Source organism: Roseovarius sp. MBR-154, from assembly GCF_053628595.1.
Genome location: NZ_JBRJGR010000001.1, coordinates 613,540 through 635,329 on the forward strand (window position 1 = coordinate 613,540; position 21,790 = coordinate 635,329).

17 protein-coding genes are annotated in these 21,790 nt (G+C 66.0%); 12 read left to right on the plus strand and 5 right to left on the minus strand.

Annotated elements, in window-relative coordinates; translation table 11 throughout:
• Window position 1: 1 nt before the first annotated feature.
• From egtB to ACSSV4_RS02890, 3 genes are all read left to right on the plus strand, one after another.
• Window positions 2-1,228, plus strand: a complete 1,227-nt coding sequence (gene egtB, locus ACSSV4_RS02880; RefSeq protein WP_454273279.1) for an ergothioneine biosynthesis protein EgtB — start codon at window positions 2-4, stop codon at window positions 1,226-1,228.
• Window positions 1,229-1,612: 384 nt separating this feature from the next.
• On the plus strand, window positions 1,613-2,851 hold the full coding sequence (locus ACSSV4_RS02885) for an efflux RND transporter periplasmic adaptor subunit (protein WP_454273280.1): 1,239 nt from the start codon (window positions 1,613-1,615) through the stop codon (window positions 2,849-2,851).
• Window positions 2,848-5,949 carry an efflux RND transporter permease subunit gene (locus tag ACSSV4_RS02890; protein ID WP_454273282.1) on the plus strand — a complete coding sequence of 1,034 codons (3,102 nt, stop codon included), beginning with the start codon at window positions 2,848-2,850 and terminating at the stop codon, window positions 5,947-5,949. The genes ACSSV4_RS02885 and ACSSV4_RS02890 overlap by 4 nt, the downstream gene beginning before the upstream one ends.
• Window positions 5,950-6,160: 211 nt before the next feature.
• On the opposite strand, the gene ACSSV4_RS02895 is transcribed toward ACSSV4_RS02890, so the two are convergent.
• Entirely contained in the window at window positions 6,161-6,952 is a 792-nt protein-coding gene (locus ACSSV4_RS02895) for an IclR family transcriptional regulator (protein ID WP_454273283.1), read from the minus strand.
• A gap of 171 nt (window positions 6,953-7,123) precedes the next feature.
• Between ACSSV4_RS02895 and ACSSV4_RS02900 the strand changes: the two genes are divergently transcribed.
• From ACSSV4_RS02900 to ACSSV4_RS02930, 7 genes are all read left to right on the plus strand, one after another.
• Complete coding sequence (locus ACSSV4_RS02900; protein WP_454273284.1) at window positions 7,124-8,641, plus strand: ABC transporter substrate-binding protein; 1,518 nt, start codon at window positions 7,124-7,126, stop codon at window positions 8,639-8,641.
• Between the two features lie 95 nt (window positions 8,642-8,736).
• On the plus strand, window positions 8,737-9,654 hold the full coding sequence (locus ACSSV4_RS02905) for an ABC transporter permease (RefSeq protein ID WP_454273286.1): 918 nt from the start codon (window positions 8,737-8,739) through the stop codon (window positions 9,652-9,654).
• Between the two features lies 1 nt (window position 9,655).
• On the plus strand, window positions 9,656-10,558 hold the full coding sequence (locus ACSSV4_RS02910; RefSeq protein WP_454273287.1) for an ABC transporter permease: 903 nt from the start codon (window positions 9,656-9,658) through the stop codon (window positions 10,556-10,558).
• Window positions 10,559-10,562: 4 nt separating this feature from the next.
• A complete protein-coding gene (locus ACSSV4_RS02915; RefSeq protein ID WP_454273288.1) occupies window positions 10,563-11,561 on the plus strand; it encodes an ABC transporter ATP-binding protein in 999 nt (332 codons plus the stop codon).
• Window positions 11,558-12,556: an ABC transporter ATP-binding protein gene (locus ACSSV4_RS02920; RefSeq protein ID WP_454273289.1), complete on the plus strand. Its 999-nt coding sequence runs from the start codon at window positions 11,558-11,560 to the stop codon at window positions 12,554-12,556. Before ACSSV4_RS02915 ends, ACSSV4_RS02920 begins: the two co-directional genes overlap by 4 nt.
• 1 nt (window position 12,557) lies before the next feature.
• Window positions 12,558-14,141, plus strand: coding sequence for a gamma-glutamyltransferase (locus tag ACSSV4_RS02925; RefSeq protein ID WP_454273291.1), 1,584 nt, complete (start codon window positions 12,558-12,560; stop codon window positions 14,139-14,141).
• Window positions 14,138-15,538, plus strand: coding sequence for a M20 family metallopeptidase (locus tag ACSSV4_RS02930; RefSeq protein WP_454273293.1), 1,401 nt, complete (start codon window positions 14,138-14,140; stop codon window positions 15,536-15,538). Before ACSSV4_RS02925 ends, ACSSV4_RS02930 begins: the two co-directional genes overlap by 4 nt.
• Before the next feature lie 447 nt (window positions 15,539-15,985).
• On the opposite strand, the gene ACSSV4_RS02935 is transcribed toward ACSSV4_RS02930, so the two are convergent.
• Window positions 15,986-16,108 (minus strand): hypothetical protein, encoded by a 123-nt coding sequence (locus ACSSV4_RS02935; protein WP_454273294.1) that lies wholly within the window; start codon window positions 16,106-16,108, stop codon window positions 15,986-15,988.
• Between the two features lie 26 nt (window positions 16,109-16,134).
• Here ACSSV4_RS02935 and ACSSV4_RS02940 point away from each other — a divergent pair, with 26 nt between their 5' ends.
• Both ACSSV4_RS02940 and ACSSV4_RS02945 read left to right on the plus strand, forming a co-directional pair.
• On the plus strand, window positions 16,135-16,329 hold the full coding sequence (locus ACSSV4_RS02940; RefSeq protein ID WP_454273296.1) for a hypothetical protein: 195 nt from the start codon (window positions 16,135-16,137) through the stop codon (window positions 16,327-16,329).
• Window positions 16,326-16,691, plus strand: coding sequence for a hypothetical protein (locus tag ACSSV4_RS02945; protein ID WP_454273297.1), 366 nt, complete (start codon window positions 16,326-16,328; stop codon window positions 16,689-16,691). Before ACSSV4_RS02940 ends, ACSSV4_RS02945 begins: the two co-directional genes overlap by 4 nt.
• A gap of 533 nt (window positions 16,692-17,224) precedes the next feature.
• On the opposite strand, the gene ACSSV4_RS02950 is transcribed toward ACSSV4_RS02945, so the two are convergent.
• The 3 genes from ACSSV4_RS02950 to ACSSV4_RS02960 are packed head-to-tail and all read right to left on the minus strand — an operon-like array spanning window position 17,225 to window position 21,788.
• Window positions 17,225-17,503 carry a hypothetical protein gene (locus ACSSV4_RS02950; RefSeq protein ID WP_454273299.1) on the minus strand — a complete coding sequence of 93 codons (279 nt, stop codon included), beginning with the start codon at window positions 17,501-17,503 and terminating at the stop codon, window positions 17,225-17,227.
• A gap of 11 nt (window positions 17,504-17,514) precedes the next feature.
• Window positions 17,515-17,955 carry a hypothetical protein gene (locus tag ACSSV4_RS02955; protein WP_454273300.1) on the minus strand — a complete coding sequence of 147 codons (441 nt, stop codon included), beginning with the start codon at window positions 17,953-17,955 and terminating at the stop codon, window positions 17,515-17,517.
• On the minus strand, window positions 17,952-21,788 hold the full coding sequence (locus tag ACSSV4_RS02960) for a baseplate multidomain protein megatron (RefSeq protein ID WP_454273301.1): 3,837 nt from the start codon (window positions 21,786-21,788) through the stop codon (window positions 17,952-17,954). The genes ACSSV4_RS02955 and ACSSV4_RS02960 overlap by 4 nt, the downstream gene beginning before the upstream one ends.
• Window positions 21,789-21,790: the final 2 nt, after the last annotated feature.

Sequence of the window (21,790 nt, forward strand, 5' to 3'; positions counted from 1 at the left end):
GATGAAAGACATGTCCGGGATTCCCGACCTCTTTGAGGACGTGCGCAGCCAGACGGAGGAGTTGATCAGCCCCCTGTCGGCCGAGGACTGCATGCTTCAATCCATGGAAGACGCCAGCCCGCCGAAATGGCACCTCGCGCATACGACCTGGTTCTTCGAGGAGTTTATTCTCAAGCCATTCCTGCCCGGCTATGTTTCGCCCGACGAGCGCTTCGCGTTCCTGTTCAATTCCTATTACGTGCAGGCCGGGCCACGTCACGCGCGCGACAAGCGTGGTCTCATTTCGCGACCGAGCCTCGAGGAGGTGATGTCGTATCGTCGGCACGTCACCTGTGCCATCTCCGACCTGCTCCGGCAGAATCGAGCGGAGCATCCGGAGATCATGGACCGTGTGACGCTCGGCTCTCATCACGAAATGCAGCATCAAGAGCTGCTGGTTACGGATGTTCTGCACGGCCTGTCGTATAACCCGCTTCTGATCGCGTACAAACCTGCCGAGGCGCCGCGGCCATCGACCTCGCGAGATCTCGCGTTCACCCGGCATGATGGCGGCCTGACGGAAATCGGACATGAGGGAGAGGGATTCAGTTACGACTGTGAGAGGCCGCGCCATGGCGTGATGTTGGCACCCTACGCCCTGGCGTCCCGCCCGGTCAGCAACCGGGACTGGATCGCGTTCATCGAGGATGGCGGTTATGCCACGCAGACGCTGTGGCTCAGCGATGGATGGGCCGCCTGTCGTGCCGAGGACTGGACCGCCCCGCTTTATTGGTGGTGGCAGGATGGCGGTTGGTGGTCCTATACGCTGCGCGGACCACAGCCGGTCGATCTGGATGCGCCCGTTGTTCATGTCAGTTATTACGAGGCGGACGCATTTGCCCGCTGGGCAGAGGCGCGCCTGCCGACAGAGGCCGAATGGGAAGCCGCAGCACCTGTGTCGATCGAAGGCAATTTTCTGGAAAGCGGCCACCTGCGGCCATCGCCCGGCGACGCGATGTGGGGCAATGTCTGGGAGTGGACCCAAAGCCCGTTCAGCCCTTATCCGGGGTTTCGCCAACCCGACGGGGCCTTGGGCGAGTACAATGGCAAGTTCATGATCAACCAGATGGTTCTTCGCGGCGGCTCTTGCGCAACACCGGTTCGCCAGATGCGATCGAGCTACCGTAATTTCTTCTACCCGCATCAGCGCTGGCAGATGACCGGTCTTCGGCTGGCGCGAGATGCCTGACGGGCCTCATTCACGCGGCTCAACTGGAAACGTCTGGCCGGGCGGTGATGAGGCGCTCCCTGAACGGTGGTTTTGTCAGGCGAGGGGTCGGAATGCGCGTTTAGGGACATGGTGCTTTGCGAGGGCGTGGATCTGCCCAATCATGGGTGCCGGTGGCGGCGCGTCGCCAATGGGTTGCGCGCGATATGCGGGGTCAGGTCCGCAGTCCCGTCCGTCCCGGCGAGATTGATCGGCCTCCGCCGCGTCGGGTCTCGTCTCTCCGCCGGTCTGCCCGATGGTTTACCCGGGCTAGCCGGTGCATTACATCGCACTAGCTCATTCGAGTAGCTACATCGGATGCTCCAAGGCTTGTGTCCGGTCAATGCCAAGAGGAAAAGGGAGCAAATGCGCCGACTTTTCACCACCGCCGCCGCGACCGCGCTCGGCGCAGCGGCGATCATCGCGGTGTCGCTCGTGTCGAGCGGCCAGCCGCTTTTCGGCCTGCTCGCGGGCACCGGCTGGCAGGACCGCCTCGTGCCCGAGCCGATCACGGAACTGGTCGCGCCGACGCAAAGCAGTGCCGCCCGGCCCGGGGAGAGCGGCGCGCCGAGGGTGGATGTCGCGCAGGTCACGCGCGAGGATATTCCCGCATCGGCCTCCTTCAGTGGGCGGCTGATTGCCCCGCAGCGGGTGGAGCTGACCCCGCGTGTCACCGGCTATCTCGAGGCGCGCCACGTCGAGGATGCAAGCTTTGTCGAGAAGGGCGCGGTGCTCTTCCGGCTTGATCCGCGCACCTTCGAGGTGCGCATCGACGAGCTTCAGGCGCGGCTCGAGGGTGCGCGGGCCTCGCTGGTTTTCTTCGAGCGTGAGGTGACGCGGATTGCCGAACTTGCCGACGAGGACTTTGCCTCGCAGAGCAACCTCGACGAGATACGGCGCGATCGCGACGCGGCGGCGGCGCAGATCGGTGAACTCGAGGCCCAGCTCGAGCGTGCCCGTCTCGATCTCGAATTCTCGGTGATCAAGGCGCCATTCGACGGCAAGGTCGGCTTTTCCAAGGCGGATGTTGGCGACCTGGTCACCGCCGGCGAGACGCGTCTCGCGACCCTGGTTCAGGTCGATCCGATCGAGGTCGAGGTGCAGCCGAGTGCCGGGCAACTTGCCGATCTGCGCAGCGCGCGGGCGGCGCGCGGCGCGCCGGTGCCGATCCGCGTGCGCGTCGAGGGCGATGACAAGGTGCATGAGGGCACGATTGACGGGATCGGCCAGGAATTCGACCCGGCGACCAACACCCTTGCGGTGCGCGCGGTGATCGCCAATCCGCAACGCACGCTCGTGCCCGGCCAGTTCGCGCGGGTGAGCGCCGATCTCGGCACCCGTGCGCACTTGACGGTGCCGACGCGCGCCCTTGTGACCTCGCAGAACACGCGCGCCGTGTTTCGCCTGACCAAGGAGAACAGGATCGAGCTGATCACGGTCGAGACCGGCCCCGAGCATGACGGGCGGACTGCGGTCGAGGGTGCGTTGGCGCGCGGCGACCGCGTGGCCGTGGGCAAGCTGCAATCGCTGCGGCCCGGCCAAAGCGTGCAACCGGCGGACCCGGCGACGACGGCGGCGCGCGCAACAGAGGCGGGCCCGGAATGATCCGCGTCTTCATCGACCGGCCGATCCTTGCCTCGGTTCTCGCGCTGATGCTGGTGATCTTCGGTGCCGTGGCGCTTCTGGTGCTGCCGGTGTCGCGCTATCCCAACGTCGTGCCGCCGCAGGTGCGCACCTCGGCGACCTTCACCGGCTCGGACGCCGCCACCGTCGCGCAAACGGTCGCAACCCCGCTCGAACAGGCGATCAACGGGGTCGACGGGCTGATCTACATCCAGTCGAGCTCGAGCAATGACGGCAGCGCGGTTGTGACCGCCACCTTCTCGGTCGGCACCGAGGGCGATCAGGCGGCGACGGATGTGCTCAACGAGGTCAACCAGGCCCGGCCGCAACTGCCGCAGGATGTCATCGACCGTGGCATCACCATCGAGACCGCCTCGCCGCAGCTTACGGCGGTGATCAGCCTGTTCTCCGAGACCGGCACCTTCGACGAGCTCTTCGTCTCGAACTATGCGGACATCAATATCGTCGACCGTATCCGGCGCCTGCCAGGGGTTGGCCGCGTCGTGAACTTCACGCAGCGCAACTATGCCATGCGCGTCTGGCTGGATCCGGCCAAGCTCGAGAGCTTCGGGCTCGACGCCGTCGATGTGATCGCCTCTGTCCGTGAGGAAAACGCCGCGGTGTCGGGTGGGACCCTTGGCGGCTCCCCGGCACCGGAGGATCAGGTATTCTCATATGTCGCGACCGCCGAGGGGCGGCTCATGCTGGCGCAGGAGTTCCGCGACATCGTGCTGCGCGCCGAACCCGGCGGGGCGACGGTGACCCTGGGCGACGTGGCCCGCGTCGAGCTGGGCGCGCAGACCTACGGCTCGGCGGCGCGCTACTCAGGCAAGGTTGCCGCACAGATCGGCATCTTCCAGTCCCCCGACGCCAACGCCCTCGCGCTGCTCGACGCGATCAAGGCGGAGATGGCGGTGGTCGAGGAGCGCCTGCCCCCCGGTCTCGGCTACGAGATCGGCTTTGACACCTCGCGCTTTGTCAGCGCGGCGGTGATCGAGGTGGTCAAGACCCTCGGGCTTGCCATCCTGCTGGTGGTGCTCGTGGTCTATCTGTTCCTGCAGCGAGGGGTCGCGACGCTGATCCCCTCTATCGTGATCCCGGTGGCCCTGACGGGCAGTTTTGCGGTGATGTTCCCGCTCGGCTTTTCGGTGAACCAGCTGACGTTGCTCGGCCTGATCCTCGCCGTGGGGCTGGTGGTCGACGACGCCATCGTCGTGGTCGAGAATGTCCAGCGCCATCTCGACGATGGTGAACCGCCCGAGACCGCCACCGGCAGCGCCGTCTCCGAGGTGCTCGGCCCGATCATCGCCACCACTGCGGTGCTGTTCGCACTGTTCGTGCCGGTGGCCTTCATTCCCGGCATCAGCGGGTTGCTCTACAACCAGTTCTCGCTGACGGTGGCGATTGCCGTCGGACTGTCGACGCTGATGTCGCTGACGCTGACGCCGGCGCTCTCACGGCGGCTGCTGCGCCGGGTGGAGCGCGCGCCCGCGGCTCCGTTCCGTGCCTTCAACGCAGGGCTCGACCGGCTCGGGCGCGGCTATTGCGCCGTTCTGGACCGGCTTTCCGGTCACAAGGCGGTCGCGGTGATCGCGCTTGTCGTGGTCGCTACCATCACGGCGGGTCTGTTCTCGCAGCGTCCGACCGGCTTTGTGCCGTCCGAGGATCAGGGCTATTTCGTGATCAACGTGCAACTGCCCGAGGCCGCCGCCTTCCAGCGCACGCGTGAGGTGGTCTTCGAAATCGAGGAGCGCGTGCGCGAGATTCCCGGCGTGCGCGACGTTGTGGCGGTGGCCGGGCGCAGCTTCGTCGGCAATGTCAACGCGCCCTATTTCGGTTTCCTGATCCCGATCCTGGAACCCTGGGCCGAGCGCGGCCCGGACACATCCGCCACGGCGCTGATCGAGCGGCTGCGCGGGGAATTCGTCGGCTACCAGAAGGCGCGCGTGCAGATCTTCAACGCCCCGCCGATCCCTGGCGTCGGCTCCACCGGCGGCGTGCGGCTGCAGATGCAGGGGCTCGACTTTCAGGAGACCGACGCGCTCGCGGCGCAGGCGGAGGAGTTCATCGGCGCGCTCAACCAGCGCCCGGAGATCGGCTCGGCCTTCACCACCTTCACCGCGAGCGTGCCGCAATACGAATTCGACATCGCCCGCGACAAGGCCGAGCAGGCGGGTGTGCCGGTCCGTCGGCTGTTCGATGTCACCCAGGCCAATCTCGGCTCGGCCTTCGTCAACGAGTTCACGCGCTTCGGCCAGACCTACAACGTGTTCGTGCAGGCTGAACCCGCCGCGCGCGACTCGGTCGCCGATCTTGCCGATCTGTCGGTGCGCAACCGTGATGGCGCGCCGGTGCCGCTCGACACGCTGCTCGATGCGCGGGTCGCGACCGGGCCGCAGGCGATCTCGCGCTACAACCTGTTTCCAGCCGTCGAGATCCAGGCCCAGACCGCACCGGGGGCGAGTTCGGGCGAAGTCGTCGCGGCCGTCGAGGAAACCGCCGACGAGGTTCTGGGTCCCGGCTTCGGGTTCGAGTGGACCGGTGCCACCTTTCAGCAAAAGCAGTCCGCCGGATGGACGCCGCTGATCTTCACGCTCGCCATCGGCTTTGTCTTCCTTGTCCTTGCGGCGCAGCTCGAGAGCCTGAGCATGCCCCTCGTGATCATGCTGTCGGTGCCCTTCGCCGCCCTCGGCGGGATCGGGGCGCTGACCGTTGCGGGGCTCGATCTCGACATCTTCGGGCAGATCGGGCTCTTGATGCTGGTGGGGCTGAGCGCCAAGAACGCCATCCTGATCGTCGAGTTCGCCCGCAGCCAGCGGATGGACGGCCTCGGACCGGTCGAGGCGGCATTGAGCGCGGCGCGGCTGCGGCTGCGGCCGATCCTGATGACGGCTGTGTCGTTCATCCTCGGCGCGCTGCCGCTGATCCTGTCGACCGGCGCCGGCGCCAATGCGCGCATCTCGCTGGGCACCACGGTGATCGGAGGCATGCTCGCGACGACGGTACTGTCGCTGTTGCTTGTGCCGGTGCTCTACGTGATCGTCGAGGACCTCCGCGCGCGTCGCCTCGGCAAGGGCTGAGCCCGGCCTCCGATACACCTGCCTTCGCCGTCTCGGCCGGGTCGCGGAGGTGGCGATTGCAGGGCGTCGGCCCGGATCTTACGGCCAGACTGCACAGCTCTCAGACCGGGAGGATCAGCAATGCCCGCCCTGTCGCGACGCGGGTTCATTGCGCGTGCCGGTCCGGATGCCCGCCGCACCGGTGAGCATAGTCGTTTGCGGTGCACGCCGATCAGTCCCAGCCTGCGCGATGCGCACGGAAGGCGGGGGAAATCGCGTTAGCGGTGTCCTGCAGCTTGGGCAGGATCTCGGCGACGATACGCTCGCGTGTCCAGGTATGGGCCGAGACCGAGCATTGCACGGCGGCGAAGGCGCGCCCGTCATGGCCGATGATCGGGCTGGCGACGCCGATTTCGTTGAGAATCATCTGCCCGGTGGAGATGGCGAAGCCGTCGCGGGCGGCGTCTTCTATGCTGGTGGCGATCTGCGCGCGGTCGAGCGTCGTGCTGGGGGTGAAGGGGGTGATCGGCCATGTCTCGATGGCGTGGCGGCGTTCCTCCTCGGGGAAGGTGGCGATCATCGCGCGCCCGCCCGAGGTGGAGAGCGCGGGCAGGCGACGCCCGATGATGGTGGCCGCGAAATAGGTACGTTTGCAGGGCAGGCGGCTGACATAGATGATGTGATCGCCCGAGATTTCCGCAAGGTTCACGGTCTCGCCCAAGTCCTGGCTGAGGCTGATCAGCTTGGGCATGGCCTGACCGATCAGCGGGTCGGACCAGTAATAGGCATAGGCCATCTGCAGCCAGGCATGCGAGGGGCGAAAGCGGCGCGTGGCCGGGTCCTTGTCGAGCATGCCCTCGACATGCAGCGTGTTGGCGAGGCGTTGCGTGGCGCTCTTGTCGAGCCCGGTGCGTTGCGCCAGTTCGCCAAGCGACAGGTCGGTATGGCCCTCGTCGAAGGCGCGCAGCAGGCGCAGGCCCTTGGCGAGCGAGCCGACGTAGAGCGTATCCTGCTTTGTTTTCATGCATCTCTCATAAAATCTGGCCGCGCACCCAAAGCCGGGCTTGACGATATACGTGATGTTCGCCTTAATGGATCATATGGCGATTATATGTATCATAATATGATACGTCAACGAAAAGCCAACCTCACGCGCCTCGCCATATCGGCGCGCGACCAACATAGGGAGAGAGACATGAAACAGTCCTCTTTGAGACATGCAATTGCCGGTCTGGCGATTGTCGCGGCCTCTGGTGCGGCTTATGCCGACAAGGCCAACGACACGCTGCGCGTGGCCTTTACCAAGGAGTTGGAGAACGTCGACAGCTACTTCAACTCCTCGCGTGAGGGTGTCGTTTTGCAGCGCGCGATCTGGGACGGGTTGATCTACCGCGATCCGGCCACCAACGAATACCAGGGCAACCTTGCCACCTCGTGGGAATGGATCGACGACCTGACGCTTGAATTCAAGCTGCGCGAGGGCGTGACCTTTCACAATGGCGAGCCGTTCAACGCCGATGACGTGGTCTACACCGTCAATTTCGTCGCCAAGGAAGAAAACGGCGTCAAGACGCAGCGGAACGTCAACTGGATGAAATCGGCTGAGAAGATCGACGACTATACCGTTCGCATCCACCTCAAGGACAAGTTCCCGGCGGCTATCGAATTCCTGTCCGGCCCGGTGTCGATGTATCCCAACGAGTATTACGCCGAGGCGGGTCCGTCGGGCATGGGTCTGGAGCCCGTGGGCACCGGCCCCTACAAGGTGGTGTCGGTGACGCCGGGGCAGCATTTCGTTCTGGAGAAGTACGAGAATTACCATGACAGCCCCAAGGGTCAGCCCGAGATCGCCCATGTCGACATCCGCACCATTCCGGACGTCAACACGCAGATGGCCGAGCTGTTCAGCGGCTCGCTTGACCTGATCTGGCAAGTGCCTTCGGACCAGGCCGAGAAACTGGCCGAGATGGATCAGTTCACGGTCACCAACGAATCGACCATGCGGGTGGGGTATCTGTCGATGGATGCCGCCGGGCGCTCGGGCGACACGCCGTTTACCAAGCTCAAGGTGCGCCAAGCCGTCAACCACGCGATCAACCGCGAAGAACTGGTGGCGGCATTGCTCAAGGGCGAATCCAAGGTGGTCTGGACGCCGTGCTTCCCGAGCCAGTTCGGGTGCGTGGAAGAGGCCGCGACACAGTATGAATACGACCCCGAGAAGGCCAAGGCCCTGCTGGCGGAGGCGGGCTATCCCGACGGGTTCGAGACCGAGTTCTACGCCTATCGCGACCGTGAATATGCCGAGGCGATCCTGAGCTATCTCAATGCCGTGGGCATCGACGCGAATTTCAACTTCCTGCAATATTCCGCGCTGCGGGAAATGAACATGAGCGGCGACGTGCCGCTGGCCTTCCTGACCTGGGGCAGCTTCTCGGTCAACGACGCCTCGGCGATGGTCAGCCAGTTCTTCAAGCATGGCTCGCTCGACGATGCGCGCGACGATCAGGTGCTGGCCGATCTAGAGGTGGCCGACAGCGCGACCGACCCGGAGGTGCGCAAGGAGCATTACGCCAAGGCCATCGAGCGGATCACCGAGCAGGCCTATTGGGCGCCGATGTTCTCGTACAACACCAACTACGTGTCCACCAACGAGGTGGAATACACGCCGACCGCCGACGAGGTGCTGCGCTTCACCACGATGGAGTGGAAGTGAACCACGTCCTCTGATCGGGGGGCCGCGCCTGCGGCCCTCCGTATCCCCCGACGCCCGCGCCTTCAGCGATCTGCCAGAAAACGAGGGGCCTGCCCGTGCTCTTATTCATTCTAAAACGACTTGGCCTTGCCGTTCTGGTGGCCTTTACCGTGTCCTTCATCAGCTTCAGCCTGCTGTTCATGGCGGGCGATCCTGCGGCGGCGCTGGCGGGCGAGACCGCGAGCGGCGAGGATATCGAATCGATCCGCAAGCTCTATGGCTTCGATCGGCCGATGCTGGTGCAATATGGCGAATGGCTGATTTCGGCGCTGCAATTCGATTTCGGGGAAAGCTATTATTTCCGCCTGCCAGTGTCGTCGCTGATCGTGGACCGGCTGGGCGTGACGATGACGCTGGGGGTTTGCGGGATCACCTTTGCGCTTTTGACCGCCGTGCCGCTGGGCGTGGCCGCCGCGATCCGGCCGAATTCGATCATTGACCGGGTGGCGCTGTTTTTGTCGGTGGCGGGGCAGGCGATGCCAAGCTTTTGGTTCGGCCTGATCCTGATCGTGATCTTTGCGATTCAACTGGGATGGCTGCCGCCGTCGGGCGCATCCACGCCTGCGCATTTCATCATGCCGACCATTGTGTTGGGCTATTATGCGATGCCCGCGATCATGCGCCTGACGCGGGCCGGGATGCTCGACGTGCTATCGTCGGATTATATCCGCACCGCGCGGGCCAAGGGCGCGCCGGAGGGCCGGGTGCTGTTCCGCCATGCGCTGCGCAACGCGATCATCCCGGTGGTGTCGCTGGCCGCCGTCCAGATGGGCTTCATGCTGGGCGGCTCGATCGTGGTCGAGTCGATCTTTGCGCTGCATGGTGCGGGGTTCCTTGCCTGGGAAAGCATCGCGCGCAACGACCTGCCGACGGTGCAGGCGCTGATCCTCGTCTTTTCGATGTTCTACATCGTCTTCACCTTCCTTGCCGATGTGCTGAATGCCTGGCTCGACCCCCGTATGCGGAGCAGCTGAGATGACCCAACTCGATACTCAGGATCCGATTCTGGCAGAGATCACCGGCCCGACGCCGGGGCAGATGCTGCGCAAGCGCGTGTTCGGCCATCAGGGCCTGATGATCGGCGCGGGCGTGCTGGTGATCCTGACGCTGGTCGCGATCTTTGCGCCGCTCCTGGCCCCGCATGACCCTTATGCCCAAAGCCTGATGACGCGGATGGAGCCGCCGGTGTTTCTGGGCGGCGATTGGGAGCATCCCTTGGGCACCGACCATCTGGGGCGGGATTACCTGTCGCGGCTGATTTACGGCGCGCGGGTGTCGCTGATGATCGGGGGGATTGCGGCGCTGATCTCGGGTGTGATCGGCACCGCGATGGGCGTGGCCGCCGGGTATTTCGGCGGGCGCGTGGACATGGTGGTCACGTTTCTCATCAACGTGCGGCTGGCGATGCCGGTGGTTCTGGTGGCGCTTGCGGTGGTGGCCATTCTGGGCGGATCGTTGCAGGTGGTGATCGTGGTTCTCGGCCTGCTCTTGTGGGACCGGTTCGCGGTGGTGATGCGCGCCTCGACCTTGCAGGTGCGGGGGCGCGAATATGTGGCCGCCGCGCGCGCGATCGGCGCCTCGACCCCGCGCGTGATCCTGTCGGAGATCATGCCCAATATCGCCAATAACCTGATCGTCGTGGTGACGCTGGAAATGGCGCATGCGATCCTGCTGGAGGCGGCGCTGTCCTTCCTCGGCCTCGGCGTGCAGCCGCCCACGCCAAGCTGGGGCCTGATGGTGTCGGAGGGCAAGAACATGATGCTGTTCGAGCCGTGGATGGTGCTCATTCCCGGCGCCGTGCTGTTCATCCTCGTGCTGGCGATCAACCTGATGGGCGACGGTCTGCGCGACGTCACCGCCCCCGAAAACCGGAGCTGAGACCATGGAGAAACCCCTGCTGAGCGTGCGCAACCTGACGCTGGATATTCCCGTTGGTGGTGGCACATTGCACGCGGTGCGCGGTATTGATTTCGACCTGATGCGCGGCGAGACGCTGTGCATCGTGGGCGAGTCTGGGTCGGGCAAGTCGCTGACCTCGCTGGCGCTGATGGGCCTGTTGGGCAAGACCATCCGGCGCAGCGCTGACCGGATGGATTTCGACGGCACGGATATCCTGACCGCCAAGCCGCGCGCCATGCGCGCGCTGCGCGGTGACCGTATGGCGATGATCTTTCAGGAGCCGATGACGTCGCTCAACCCGGCCTATACGATTGGCGATCAGCTGACCGAGGCGCTGCTGTTGCACAAATCTGTCGGTCGCGAGGCGGCGCGGGATCGTGCGGTGGAACTACTGGAAAAGGTCGGGATCACCGCCGCGCGCAGCCGTCTTGGGCAGTATCCGCATCAATTGTCGGGCGGGTTGCGCCAGCGGGTGATGATCGCCATGGCGCTGATGTGCGAGCCGGAACTGATCATCGCGGACGAACCCACCACCGCGCTCGACGTCACCATTCAGGCGCAGATCCTGCGGCTGCTTTACGATCTGGGCCGCGAGATGAACATGGCAATGATCCTCATTACCCATGATCTGGGCGTCGTCGCGCGTGTGGCCGACAAGGTGGCGGTGATGTATGCGGGCGAGTTGGTGGAGACCGGCCCGGCGACCGACGTGTTCAACACGCCGTCGCACCCCTATACGCGCGGATTGCTGCGCTGCATCCCGCAGCCGGGCAAGACCGAGCGGGGCAGCACGCTGGGCACCATTCCGGGCATCGTGCCGTCGCTGATCGGCGATGTGCAGGGCTGCGCGTTTCGCACGCGCTGTCCCTTTGCGCACGCGGAGTGCAAGGCCGATATCCCGCGCCGGGAAGAGGGCACGCATATGTTTCGTTGCATTCATCCCGATGGCAAACGCCATGCCGAAGAGGAGGTCACCGCATGAGCAACGCATCTGCATCCGCCGTTCTGGAATTGCGCGGCGTGACCAAGACCTATCACGTCAAGCAGGGCCTGTTCGGCACGGCGCGGCCCCTGACGGCGGTCAACGACGTGTCGCTCTCGCTGCCGCGCGGCGAGGTGCTGGGGCTGGTGGGTGAATCCGGCTGCGGCAAGTCCACGCTGGCCAAGATCCTCTTGGGGCTGGAGGCGCCCACGGCGGGGCAGGTGCTGGTCGATGGCGAAGAGATCGGCGCGCAGGACCGCATGACGCTGGCGCGGCGGATTCAGCCGATTTTTCAGGATCCCTATTCGTCGCTCAACCCGCGCAAGAGCATCTTTGACATCGTGTCGCTGCCCTTGCGCGTGCATGGCATCGGTGATCGCGCGCATTGGGAAAAGGAAGTGCGCACGATCCTCGATATCGTGGGGCTGCCTGCGCGGGTGATGAACACCTTTCCCAGCCAGATGTCGGGCGGCCAGCGGCAGCGCGTGGCAATTGCCCGCGCGCTGATCATGAAGCCCGAGATCGTGATCTGCGACGAGCCGACCTCGGCGCTGGATGTGTCGGTGCAGAGCCAGATTTTGAACCTCTTGGGCGATCTGCGCCGCGAGTTCGGGCTGACCTATCTGTTCATCAGCCATGATCTGGCTGTGGTGGAGCATCTGGCGACGCGGGTTGCGGTGATGTATCTGGGGCGCATCGTCGAGGAGGCGGGTGTCGCGGGGCTGTTTGACGAGGCGGCGCATCCTTATACGCAGGCTTTGTTGAAATCGGTGTTGACGCCGGAGCCGGGGCTGGGCGTGCCCGATACGCAGCTTGGCATGGCCTATCCCAACCCCATCGACCCGCCCTCGGGCTGTCATTTCCATCCGCGTTGCCCGATGGTGACGGACCTGTGCAAGACCACCGCGCCGCGTGCCGTCGAGACTTCGGGCGGGCGTGTGGAGTGCCACCTGCACGATCCGCAAAGCCCGATGCACAATCCGAAGGCGGCGTGAGATGTCGGTGAACCTGGCGCGCACGGCGACCACGACCAAGACCGTCATCGAGACCGAATACGGCATCGTCGCCGCGCAGCACCGGCTGGCCGCGCAGGCGGGGGCCGATGTGCTGGCGGCGGGGGGTGACGCGGTGGATGCCGCGATTGCCACCTCTTTCGTCATTGGCGTGCTGGAGCCGTGGATGAGCGGCCCGGCGGGGGGCGGTGCGCTGATGCTGTGGCGTGCGGAGGACGGCCGGGCCGAGGCGCTGGATTACGGGATGCGCGCACCGGCAGCACTTGATCCCGCCGACTATCCGCTGACCGGCAAGGGTGTGGCGGGCGATCTTTTCCCGTGGGAGCAGGTCGAGGGCGACCGCAACGTGCAGAGTGCCACCGCCGTGGCGGTGCCGGGGCTGGTTGATGGCATGGGGCGGATGCATGCGCGCTATGGCCGTATGCCCTGGGCCGATCTGCTGGCCCCCGCCATCGCGCATGCGCGCGAGGGGATGCTGGTGGATTGGTATGCCGCGCTGATCATCGCCTCGACCACGCGGGAACTGGCCAAGGATGCGGATGCCGCCGCCGTCTTTCTGGAGGACGGGCAGTGGCCGACGATCTCGGGCTGGACGGCGCTGGCGGAAAAGCGGCTGGATCAGGGGCGGATGGCCGACAGTCTGGAGCAGATCGCGCGGCATGGCGCGCGGGCGCTCTATGACGGCGACCTGGGGGCGGCGATGGCAGCCGATATTCAGGCCAAGGGCGGCAGTCTGAGCCATGACGATTTGCGCGGCTATGAGGCGGTGTTTCGCGACCCGTTGCGCGTCGATTATCGCGGTGCGCGGTTCGATGTGTTGCCGGGGCTGACCGCCGGGCCGACCTTTGCCGATGCCCTGCGGGTGATGGAGGGCCGGGAGATGGGGGTGCAGCCCGGTGCCGACGGCTTTGCCGCCTATGCGGACGGGTTGAATACCGCCTATGCCGACCGGCTGTCCACGATGGGCGACACCGGTGAGAGCGAGACGCATGCGGGTTGCACCACGCATTTCTCGGTGGTGGACCGGCAGGGCAACATGGTGGCGCAGACGCAGACCTTGTTGTCGATTTTCGGGTCGCGGGTGGTGTCGCCCTCGACCGGGTTCACGATGAACAACGGGATCATGTGGTTCGATCCGGTGCCGGGGCGGCCCAATTCGCTGGCCCCCGGCAAGCGCTGCCTGATGAATGTTTGCCCGATCCTGGGCGAGGCGGATGGGGCGCGGTTTGCCTTTGGTGCCTCGGGCGGGCGCAAGATCGTCTCGGCGATGGTGCAGATGGCGTCCTTCGTGGCCGATTACGGGATGGAGATTGGCGCGGCGTTCCATCATCCGCGCATCGACGTGTCGGGCGGGGCGGCGGTGGTCGCCGATGAGACCCTGCCCGATGCGGTGCTGGCGCGTCTGCGCGCCGAATATAGCGTACATACCACCCGGCGCAGCCCGTTCCCCTATGCCTTTGCCTGCCCTGCGGGGGTGATGCGGCGGGGCACCGTGAACAGCGGCTGCACCGAGATCATGTCACCCTGGGGTGACGCCGTTTCAGAAGAACAGACAGGACCATCATGACCAGAGATGCCGCGATCACCACGATTTCCGATTACTTCGACGACGGCCGGTTTCAGACCGAGCTGGCCGATCTGGTGGCCTATGAGACCGAGAGCCAGAACCCCGATCAGGCCCCGGAACTGCTGCGCTATCTGCAAGAGGCGATGCTGCCACGGCTGACGGGCATGGGGTTTGCCTGCGCCATCCACGACAATCCCGCGCCGGGGGCGGGGCCGCTGCTGGTGGGCGAACGGCAGGAGGACGACGACCTGCCCACGATCCTCAGCTACGGGCATGGCGATGTGATCCGCGCGCAGACCGATCAGTGGCGCGAAGGGCTGCATCCGTTCAAACTGGTCGAGGAGGGCGACCGGCTCTATGGGCGCGGCACCGCCGACAACAAGGGGCAGCACCTGATCAATATCGCGGCGATGGAGGCGGTGATCGCGGCGCGCGGGCAATTGGGGTTCAACTGCCGGATCGTGATCGAAACCGGCGAGGAGACCGGATCGCCGGGGCTGCATGAGTTCTTTGCCGCCCACAAGGATGCGCTTTCGGCGGATGTGCTCATCGCCTCGGACGGGCCGCGATTGCAGCCCGAGACGCCGACGATGTTCATGGGCTCGCGCGGGGGCGTGACCTTCGATCTGGTGGTCGATCTGCGCGAAGGGGCGCATCATTCGGGGAATTGGGGGGGGCTCCTGGCCGATCCGGCGATGATCCTGGCGCAGGCGCTGTCGTCGATCACCGATGCGCGCGGGCAGATCCGCATTCCCGAATGGCGGCCCGACAGTCTGAGCAACAGTGTGCGGGCGGCGCTTGGTGGCCTGCCGATCGAGGGCGGTGACGGCCCGGCGATCAACCCCGATTGGGGCGAGGAAAGCCTGACGCCCACCGAGCGCGCCTATGGCTGGAACAGCTTTGCCATTCTGGCCATGAAGAGCGGCGTGCCGGAGGCCCCGGTCAACGCCATTTCGGCGCATGCGCGCGCGACCTGTCAGTTGCGCTACGTGGTGGGCACGACGCCCGAGGACATCCTGCCCGCGCTGCGGCGGCATCTGGATGCGCAGGGGTTCGAGGGGGTGCAGATCGTGGCGCATGATCGCGGGTTCTTCCGCGCCACGCGGCTTGATCCCGATCACCCTTGGGTGAAATTCACCGCCGCCTCGCTGGAGCGGACATCGGGGCAGGCGCCGCATGTGCTGCCCAATCTCGCGGGGTCGTTGCCCAATGACGCCTTTGCCGAGATCCTAGGGCTGCCCACGGTCTGGGTGCCGCATTCCTATCGCGGCTGTTCGCAGCACGCGCCCGACGAGCATGTCCTGAAACCCGTGTGCCGCGATGCGCTGCGGCTCATGGCGGGGCTGTTCTGGGATATCGGCGCGGGGGGAGCAGGCCCGACTTCAAAGACTGTCTAGGCGCGCCCGACGCGCAGGCCGCGGGGCAATCGCTCTGTGTGATGCGGCGTCGCTGGGGCGCGTTTGGCGGACAAGGCGTCGATGCGAAATGGCTTCGGAAAGATCGCGACGCGCGGCGTGCAATTGCCGTGATCCTTCCGAACGCGAACCGCAAGCACCAGCGGCGCTATGACGCTGACGCCCGCATGTGGCGAGATCTGGTTGAGACCTACTTTGAGAAAAGCAGGGAATTCAGAGAGATACCCACAGGCTACGACAAAGCAGATTGCAGCTACACGGCAAATTGGAACCGCGTCGCAACCCTGCACCCTTCACGCTGGATGTCCACAAACCCAAGAATATCGAGCATCCCGGACTCAACCGGCTGCCCGACCTGAGGGTCGGGGCTCAATACAATTGAAGGAAGCGGCGAACCGAAGCCCGCCGCTTTTCGATTAGCGCCTCTCGTCAGACGAAGAGAAGATCGCTTTCCAACCCGGTGGTTGTGGTCAGGCCCAACAGTGTGACGGAACTGATATCGAAGTCGAAGACGACATCGCTGCCGACGACAGAGGCATAGGTATCAACCACGTCAGCTGCGGTGAGGCCAATCGACGATGCACGCAAACGCGGAAACGATCCGCCACAAGATGCTGGAGCTTGGCTGGCATAAGGTCTCGGTCAAGTGGGGTGGTGTGGATTACGCGCGTGTGGTGTGGCTCCGACCCGGCCATTCCGCCCAGAGAGGCGAGGTCATCGGCCCCGATGGCTCACGACAGCCGATTAGCGATGACGTGGAGATCGACATATGAGGTGCCTGCTGATTGAGCCGACGGAGCGCTGGCTGGCCGATGTGATCCGCAACCACCACGAGGAGGCCCTTCACCGGGTCTCCACACTGCTCCAGAGTGCCACGGAGACGCCCGATGTCTGCTTGGTGACCCCCGGGCCATCCCGCCGCAAGGTTCGCTTCAGGGGCCACCAGACGCGCGCCTATCGCTTCATCTATGCGATAACCCGCCGCGAGGTGCTGACCTTCGATGACGTGGTTCGCCACCGATGCAACAACGGCCTCTGCATCAATCCTGACCACTTGGAGGTCGGGACGAGGGCCGACAACAAACACGACGACTGGGAGTTCGCTGCGTACGGTGTGGACCTCGATATGGGCTAGCGTGGCATAGCCTCGTAAGACTGCTCTGGTCGCCACCCGTTTCACCCGTTGCGGGCGAGATGGTGGCGGCTGGGGCAGCACTCGAAGGTGTCGTCAAAACCAGTTATAGCCGAAATCCGGACTACCTCTGGTCGTTAAAGTTCGAGCGCAGCGCCGCAAGCAGCCCGGCGACGGCGATCAGTCCTACCAATATGACGGCGCTCGAGAGTGTCACGGCTATTGCTTCCATCGATTACGATGGTGCGCTTGTGAGGCCGATCGCTTGGGTCAGCAAGTGGTATGAGTGCGGTTGCGATGACGGTGTTGCGCGAAATCCATACCCTGATCTTTCGGGCGGGAAATAAAGCAGAGGTTGGGGCAGCGCTTGGGGCACTTCCAAAATGAAAATCAGGAAGAACCATTGCAGCGCAAGACGTCACGAGCTGTGCGAGTGACTGGCTGGGGTGGTAGGATTTCAATAATTCTGATTTCCCTTTTAAAACAATCCGCTGCTGGACTCTGGCGTTCAAAATGTTGCGGGATTTGTTGCGGGATCAGGCGGCGAGGCTCGAGGCCCAGACCGTGAGCCCGGCGGTGGCAGCGATCCAGAACAGCCGCTCGAGCGCGACCAGCATTCCGGCGCGCCGGTCGATCATCCGCTCGAGATCGGCGATTCGGGACTGGTGCGACGCGCGGGCGCGGTCGGCCTCATCCATGCGCTGCAGGATGGTGGCCACGCGCTCCTCGATCCGGGCGAGGCGCACGACCGCCTCGGTCAGTCCGTCGAGCTTATCCTCGATCCGTTTCAACCTGTCATCCGTTCCGTCTGTCATCTCTGGCCTCGTCACAGTTGGGGAAATTGCGGGGCCGCGGCGGGCTCTTGGAATTGCAGGCGCAGGATCGCCTCGACGCGGCCCAGCTGACGCTTGCCCGCCGCGTGCTCGGTGGTGATCTCGACCGGGTCGCAGCGCAGCAGGTCGAGCCCGAGATCTGCGGGCGGGGCCAGCAGCACCATCTGCGCCCAGCGCCCCAGCGCCTGCAGCGTGGCCTCGGGATCGGCCGAGGGGGCCATGACGATCTCGACCGTGAGATCAGCCTCGCGCAGCCAGGAGGGAGGGCTGCCCATCCCGGCCGGTTCGGTATCGCCCGGATCGATGCGCGCGCGCCAGGCGGGCAGGCGCGCCTCCTCGGGCGCATGGGCGCTGCCGGTCACATCCGTCGCCTCGGGCCAGGCGGCGGCGATCCGCGCGCGGGCGGCCTCGAGGATGGCATTGGCGTCGGTCATCCGGTCACCTCCAATTCTGCGGCGCGACCGGGGCCTGCCGTGTCCGATATCTGCGCCACGCGCAGCGCGAAAGGCGGGGCCACGCCATCGGCACTGGCCATCGCGGCGGTGTAGAGAAACTCCTGCGCGCCCTCGATCTCGATCACGCGCAGCGGTGCGCCTTCGGGCCCGATCTCGACGCGGTAGCGCTCCGATGCCTCGCCGAGGGGCGGCTCTATGCCTGTCTCCCACCAGGTGTCGACCGGCAGGCGCGACCGCCTGATCCATGTGATCCGCCAATCGCCCGCCTGCACATGCGCGCGCAGGTGTACCGGCGCGAAGGGCCGCAAGCCCTCGCCCGCGAACCGGTGCTGGCCCAGCTGGTGCTCTGCCACCGGGCGCGCGGCCGGTCCCCAGCGCCACCAGAAATCCGCGCCCGCCTCCGAGGCCGCGAGCCCGGCCGGGCGCAGCGCCCCGTCGAGCATGACGATCCGTGCGCCCGAGGGCGCGGTGCCGCGCACCAGATGCTCGCTGCCGCGCTGCCCGCGCAGAAGCCCGCTCAGGCGATAGCGGCGCGGGCCGATCAGCTCGGCCGTGGTGAAGCTCAGAACCTCCCAGCCGGTCGCGTGGCGGATCGCGGCGAGATTGGCCCCCGCCAGCACATCCTCGCGCGACCGGCTCACGAGACTGCCGCCGAAAATCTCGACATCGACGCTTACCACATCCGGGGTGAACACGGCACAGGGGCCGGGCCCCAGATCGCCGGTGAGCGTGCCGATGGTGGCCGGGGCCTCGACCGGGGCCGCGGCGCTGAACGTACCGGTCTGCGCGGGTCCGCGCGAGACGGTGACAAGGCCCGGCCAGGGGGAGGCATGCGCGGCCAGCACGCCATCCCAGTCCTCTCCCACGGGCTCGGGCAGGATCGGCAGGTCGAGAAACACCAGCAGCACGGCGTTTGACGGCAGGCTGCGCTGGCGCGGGGGCAGGCGGAACACGCCCGCCGAGGGTTCGAATATCTGCGGCGCGAAGATCCGTGCCTCCACCGCCAGCGCCTCGCCCAGGGTGACCCGCTCGACCAGCATCCGGCGCAGGCCCAATGCCCCCTCGATCCGCACGGGCAGGATGCGGCCTGGGCGCAGATCGACCGCCGAGCGCGGCGCGGAAAACACCAGCCGCTCGCGCCCCTCGGCCGCGCCGAACAAAAGCCGGTCGGCAACCTGCGCGCCTCGATCAAAATCGAGCACGAGCGGCGATTCCGCGCGCGCGATTCCGGCCTCGCCGCCTGCCTGGATGCGCGCGCGGGCCACTGCCGCGTCGTAACTAAAAGAGCCGTTGCGAAACTTGAACTCGGCGGCGCGGGCCACATCCTCGAGCGCGCCGCGAGTGGCGTCGAAGAGCTGATCGCCGCGCTCGGCCATCCGGTCCTCGATCAATTCGCCCGCCTCGCGCGCCGCCCCGCGCGCGGCGATCACGATCACCCCCTCCTCCTCCCAGGCGGTGAGCGCGAGACCGACCTCGAGCGGCTGCAGCCAGTCGCGGAATCCCATCGGTCCCGAGGCCGGGTAGCCATCGGCCTGCCCGTGTGCCGCGCTGACATCGAGGCGCGCGGGCGGCAACCCGTGCTGGCGCGTGAGCCGCCGGGCAATGGTCTCGGCGGCCGGGGCCGCGCCCGCGCGCCCGTTGAGCCAGTGCCCGCGCCGCCAGTCCGGCCCGTCCGCCCAGAGCCCCGAAAGCGACGGGAACTCGGGCCAGAGCCGCGCATCCCAGGCCCAGACCTGGATATCATTGACGTCGAGCACGCCCGCGCCGTTCTCCGCCCACCACTCGAATTGCGCGCGCAGGAACTGGCGCTGGATGAAATCGTCGCGCACCCCGGCGCTGAAATGCGGCAGCGCCGCCTCGCTGGAATTGGCGGCGAAAAACACATTCGGTTGATTGGTGCCCAGATCGACCGCCGGGCAGCCGGTCTCGGTGAACCAGACCGGTTTCGATCCGGGCACCCAGGCGGTGGGCTGGGCCGCGCGCACCCCGCCGAGCCGGTCGTGATGCACCGTGCCGTGCCAGTCGCGAATCGCCTTTTGCCGAAACACCCAGTGCTCGCCATGAGCTCCGTCGAAAATCGGTGTGCGGTCCTGCGCCTCGCGGGCGGCCTGATCGGCATAGAACCAATCCCAGAATTCACCGCCCTCGATGTTCGATTTGAGGTAGCCCAGATCGTAGGGGCTGACCGGCCCTGCCTGGGCGTCAAAATCGAGGTGATCGCGCCCCGGCCGCCAATCCGACATGGGCAGGTAATTGTCGATCCCCACGAAATCGATCTGCGCATCCGCCCAGAGCGGATCGAGGTGAAACCGCACATCCCCACCCACCCGGTGCGAGTGATATTCCGACCAGTCGGCGGCATAGCTGATTAGGGTCTGAGGCCCCAGCACGCCGCGCACCTCGCCTGCCAGACCGCGCAGCGCGTCGACGAAAGGATAGCTTTCATCAGCGGCGCGGGCCATGGTCAGGTCGCGCAGCTCGGACCCAATCAGGAAGGCATCGACGCCGCCCGCCTGGGCCGCGAGATCGGCCAGGTGCAGGATGAACCGGCGAAAGCGCCAGTCGCTCGCACCATCACCCATGAAAGCGGCGATCTCGGCGGCCACATCCTCGCCCGCGCGGGGCGCGATCCGGCCGCGCCAGGGAAACGCGCCCTGCATGCCCTGGCCATCCGGCGCGGGCAGGGCGGCATCGCCGGGAATATCCATCATGATGAACGGATAGAACACCACGCGATACCCGCGGGCGCGCAGATCGGTGATTGCCCCGATCACGCTGGCATCCGCCGGGGCCGACCCGAACGCGGCCGCATCGCCCACCTGGCCCACCAGCTCGGCCGTGGCGCGGGTGAGGCCCGCCGCCGCCCAGGCCGGTTGCGTCTCCTTTTCCTTGTTCTCGACGCGCGGCTTGATCTCGCAGAGCCCGGCGCGCAGATCGGTGCCGAACCACGCCACAATCAGGCTCACGGTGCCCGCGTTCGGCAGCAGATCACCCAGCATGTCCATCGACAGCGACCAGTCGCTGACCGTCTTGAACCGGTGGTTATTCTCGGGGAATTCCTCGACAACCTCGCCAAAACTGCCGCGGCTCACCGCGTTGACCGGCGCGGGGCTGTAGCCCCATTCGGTCGAGCCGGGGATCACGTTGACCCCGCGCACAAGGGCTTCCATCTCGCCCGGCGCGCTCCAGACCTCGGCGGTGATCTGCGGCACGCGGTTGCCAAAATCCTCGAGCGGCAGATCCTCGAACACCAGATAGGCGGTGCCGCGAAACGCCGGGCTCGGCCCCTCGACAGCCTCGATCAGCGGGTCGGGCAGCTGATCCTCCGAGCCGGTGTAGAACCGGAGCCGCCCCTCGGCGATCATGTCGGAAAAATCGAACAGCCGACCATCGGCCCAGATGCGCCCCAGATGCGCGGCCGGCCCCTCACCGAGGCTCACCGCGAAGCTCGCGAAATACTCGAAACTGGTGGTCGTGACGGTCTGTTTCTGCTTGCCGCTGCCCACGCGGTCGCGGTTCACGCGCGTCTCCTCGCGCAGACGGGTCGCCCAGATCACGGTGCCGCCGATCTTGGACCGGCCCGCCAGATCGGTCAGCGGTACGCCTTCCTGAGCGGTCATCACCTGCACCGACTCGAGGCGTGGCCCCTCGCGGCTGACCGAGGGCAGCCCGCCGAACAGCGCGTTGTCGATCACGCGCCCGACGATGCCGCCCGCCGCCTGTCCGATCACCGCCGCCGAGACGCCCAGCACCGAGCCGCCGATGGCCCCGCCGATGGCTGATCCTGCCGCTGCGAAAAGCAATGTCGCCATGG

Bases quoted from the DNA above. Each gene is read 5' to 3' on its own strand.
- egtB (WP_454273279.1), top strand. From the start codon at position 2: ATGAAAGACATGTCCGGGATTCCCGACCTCTTTGAGGACGTGCGCAGC.
- ACSSV4_RS02885 (WP_454273280.1), top strand. From the start codon at position 1,613: ATGCGCCGACTTTTCACCACCGCCGCCGCGACCGCGCTCGGCGCAGCG.
- ACSSV4_RS02890 (WP_454273282.1), top strand. From the start codon at position 2,848: ATGATCCGCGTCTTCATCGACCGGCCGATCCTTGCCTCGGTTCTCGCG.
- ACSSV4_RS02895 (WP_454273283.1), bottom strand. From the start codon at position 6,952: ATGAAAACAAAGCAGGATACGCTCTACGTCGGCTCGCTCGCCAAGGGC.
- ACSSV4_RS02900 (WP_454273284.1), top strand. From the start codon at position 7,124: ATGAAACAGTCCTCTTTGAGACATGCAATTGCCGGTCTGGCGATTGTC.
- ACSSV4_RS02910 (WP_454273287.1), top strand. From the start codon at position 9,656: ATGACCCAACTCGATACTCAGGATCCGATTCTGGCAGAGATCACCGGC.
- ACSSV4_RS02915 (WP_454273288.1), top strand. From the start codon at position 10,563: ATGGAGAAACCCCTGCTGAGCGTGCGCAACCTGACGCTGGATATTCCC.
- ACSSV4_RS02920 (WP_454273289.1), top strand. From the start codon at position 11,558: ATGAGCAACGCATCTGCATCCGCCGTTCTGGAATTGCGCGGCGTGACC.
- ACSSV4_RS02925 (WP_454273291.1), top strand. From the start codon at position 12,558: ATGTCGGTGAACCTGGCGCGCACGGCGACCACGACCAAGACCGTCATC.
- ACSSV4_RS02930 (WP_454273293.1), top strand. From the start codon at position 14,138: ATGACCAGAGATGCCGCGATCACCACGATTTCCGATTACTTCGACGAC.
- ACSSV4_RS02940 (WP_454273296.1), top strand. From the start codon at position 16,135: ATGCACGCAAACGCGGAAACGATCCGCCACAAGATGCTGGAGCTTGGC.
- ACSSV4_RS02945 (WP_454273297.1), top strand. From the start codon at position 16,326: ATGAGGTGCCTGCTGATTGAGCCGACGGAGCGCTGGCTGGCCGATGTG.
- ACSSV4_RS02950 (WP_454273299.1), bottom strand. From the start codon at position 17,503: ATGACAGACGGAACGGATGACAGGTTGAAACGGATCGAGGATAAGCTC.
- ACSSV4_RS02955 (WP_454273300.1), bottom strand. From the start codon at position 17,955: ATGACCGACGCCAATGCCATCCTCGAGGCCGCCCGCGCGCGGATCGCC.
- ACSSV4_RS02960 (WP_454273301.1), bottom strand. From the start codon at position 21,788: ATGGCGACATTGCTTTTCGCAGCGGCAGGATCAGCCATCGGCGGGGCC.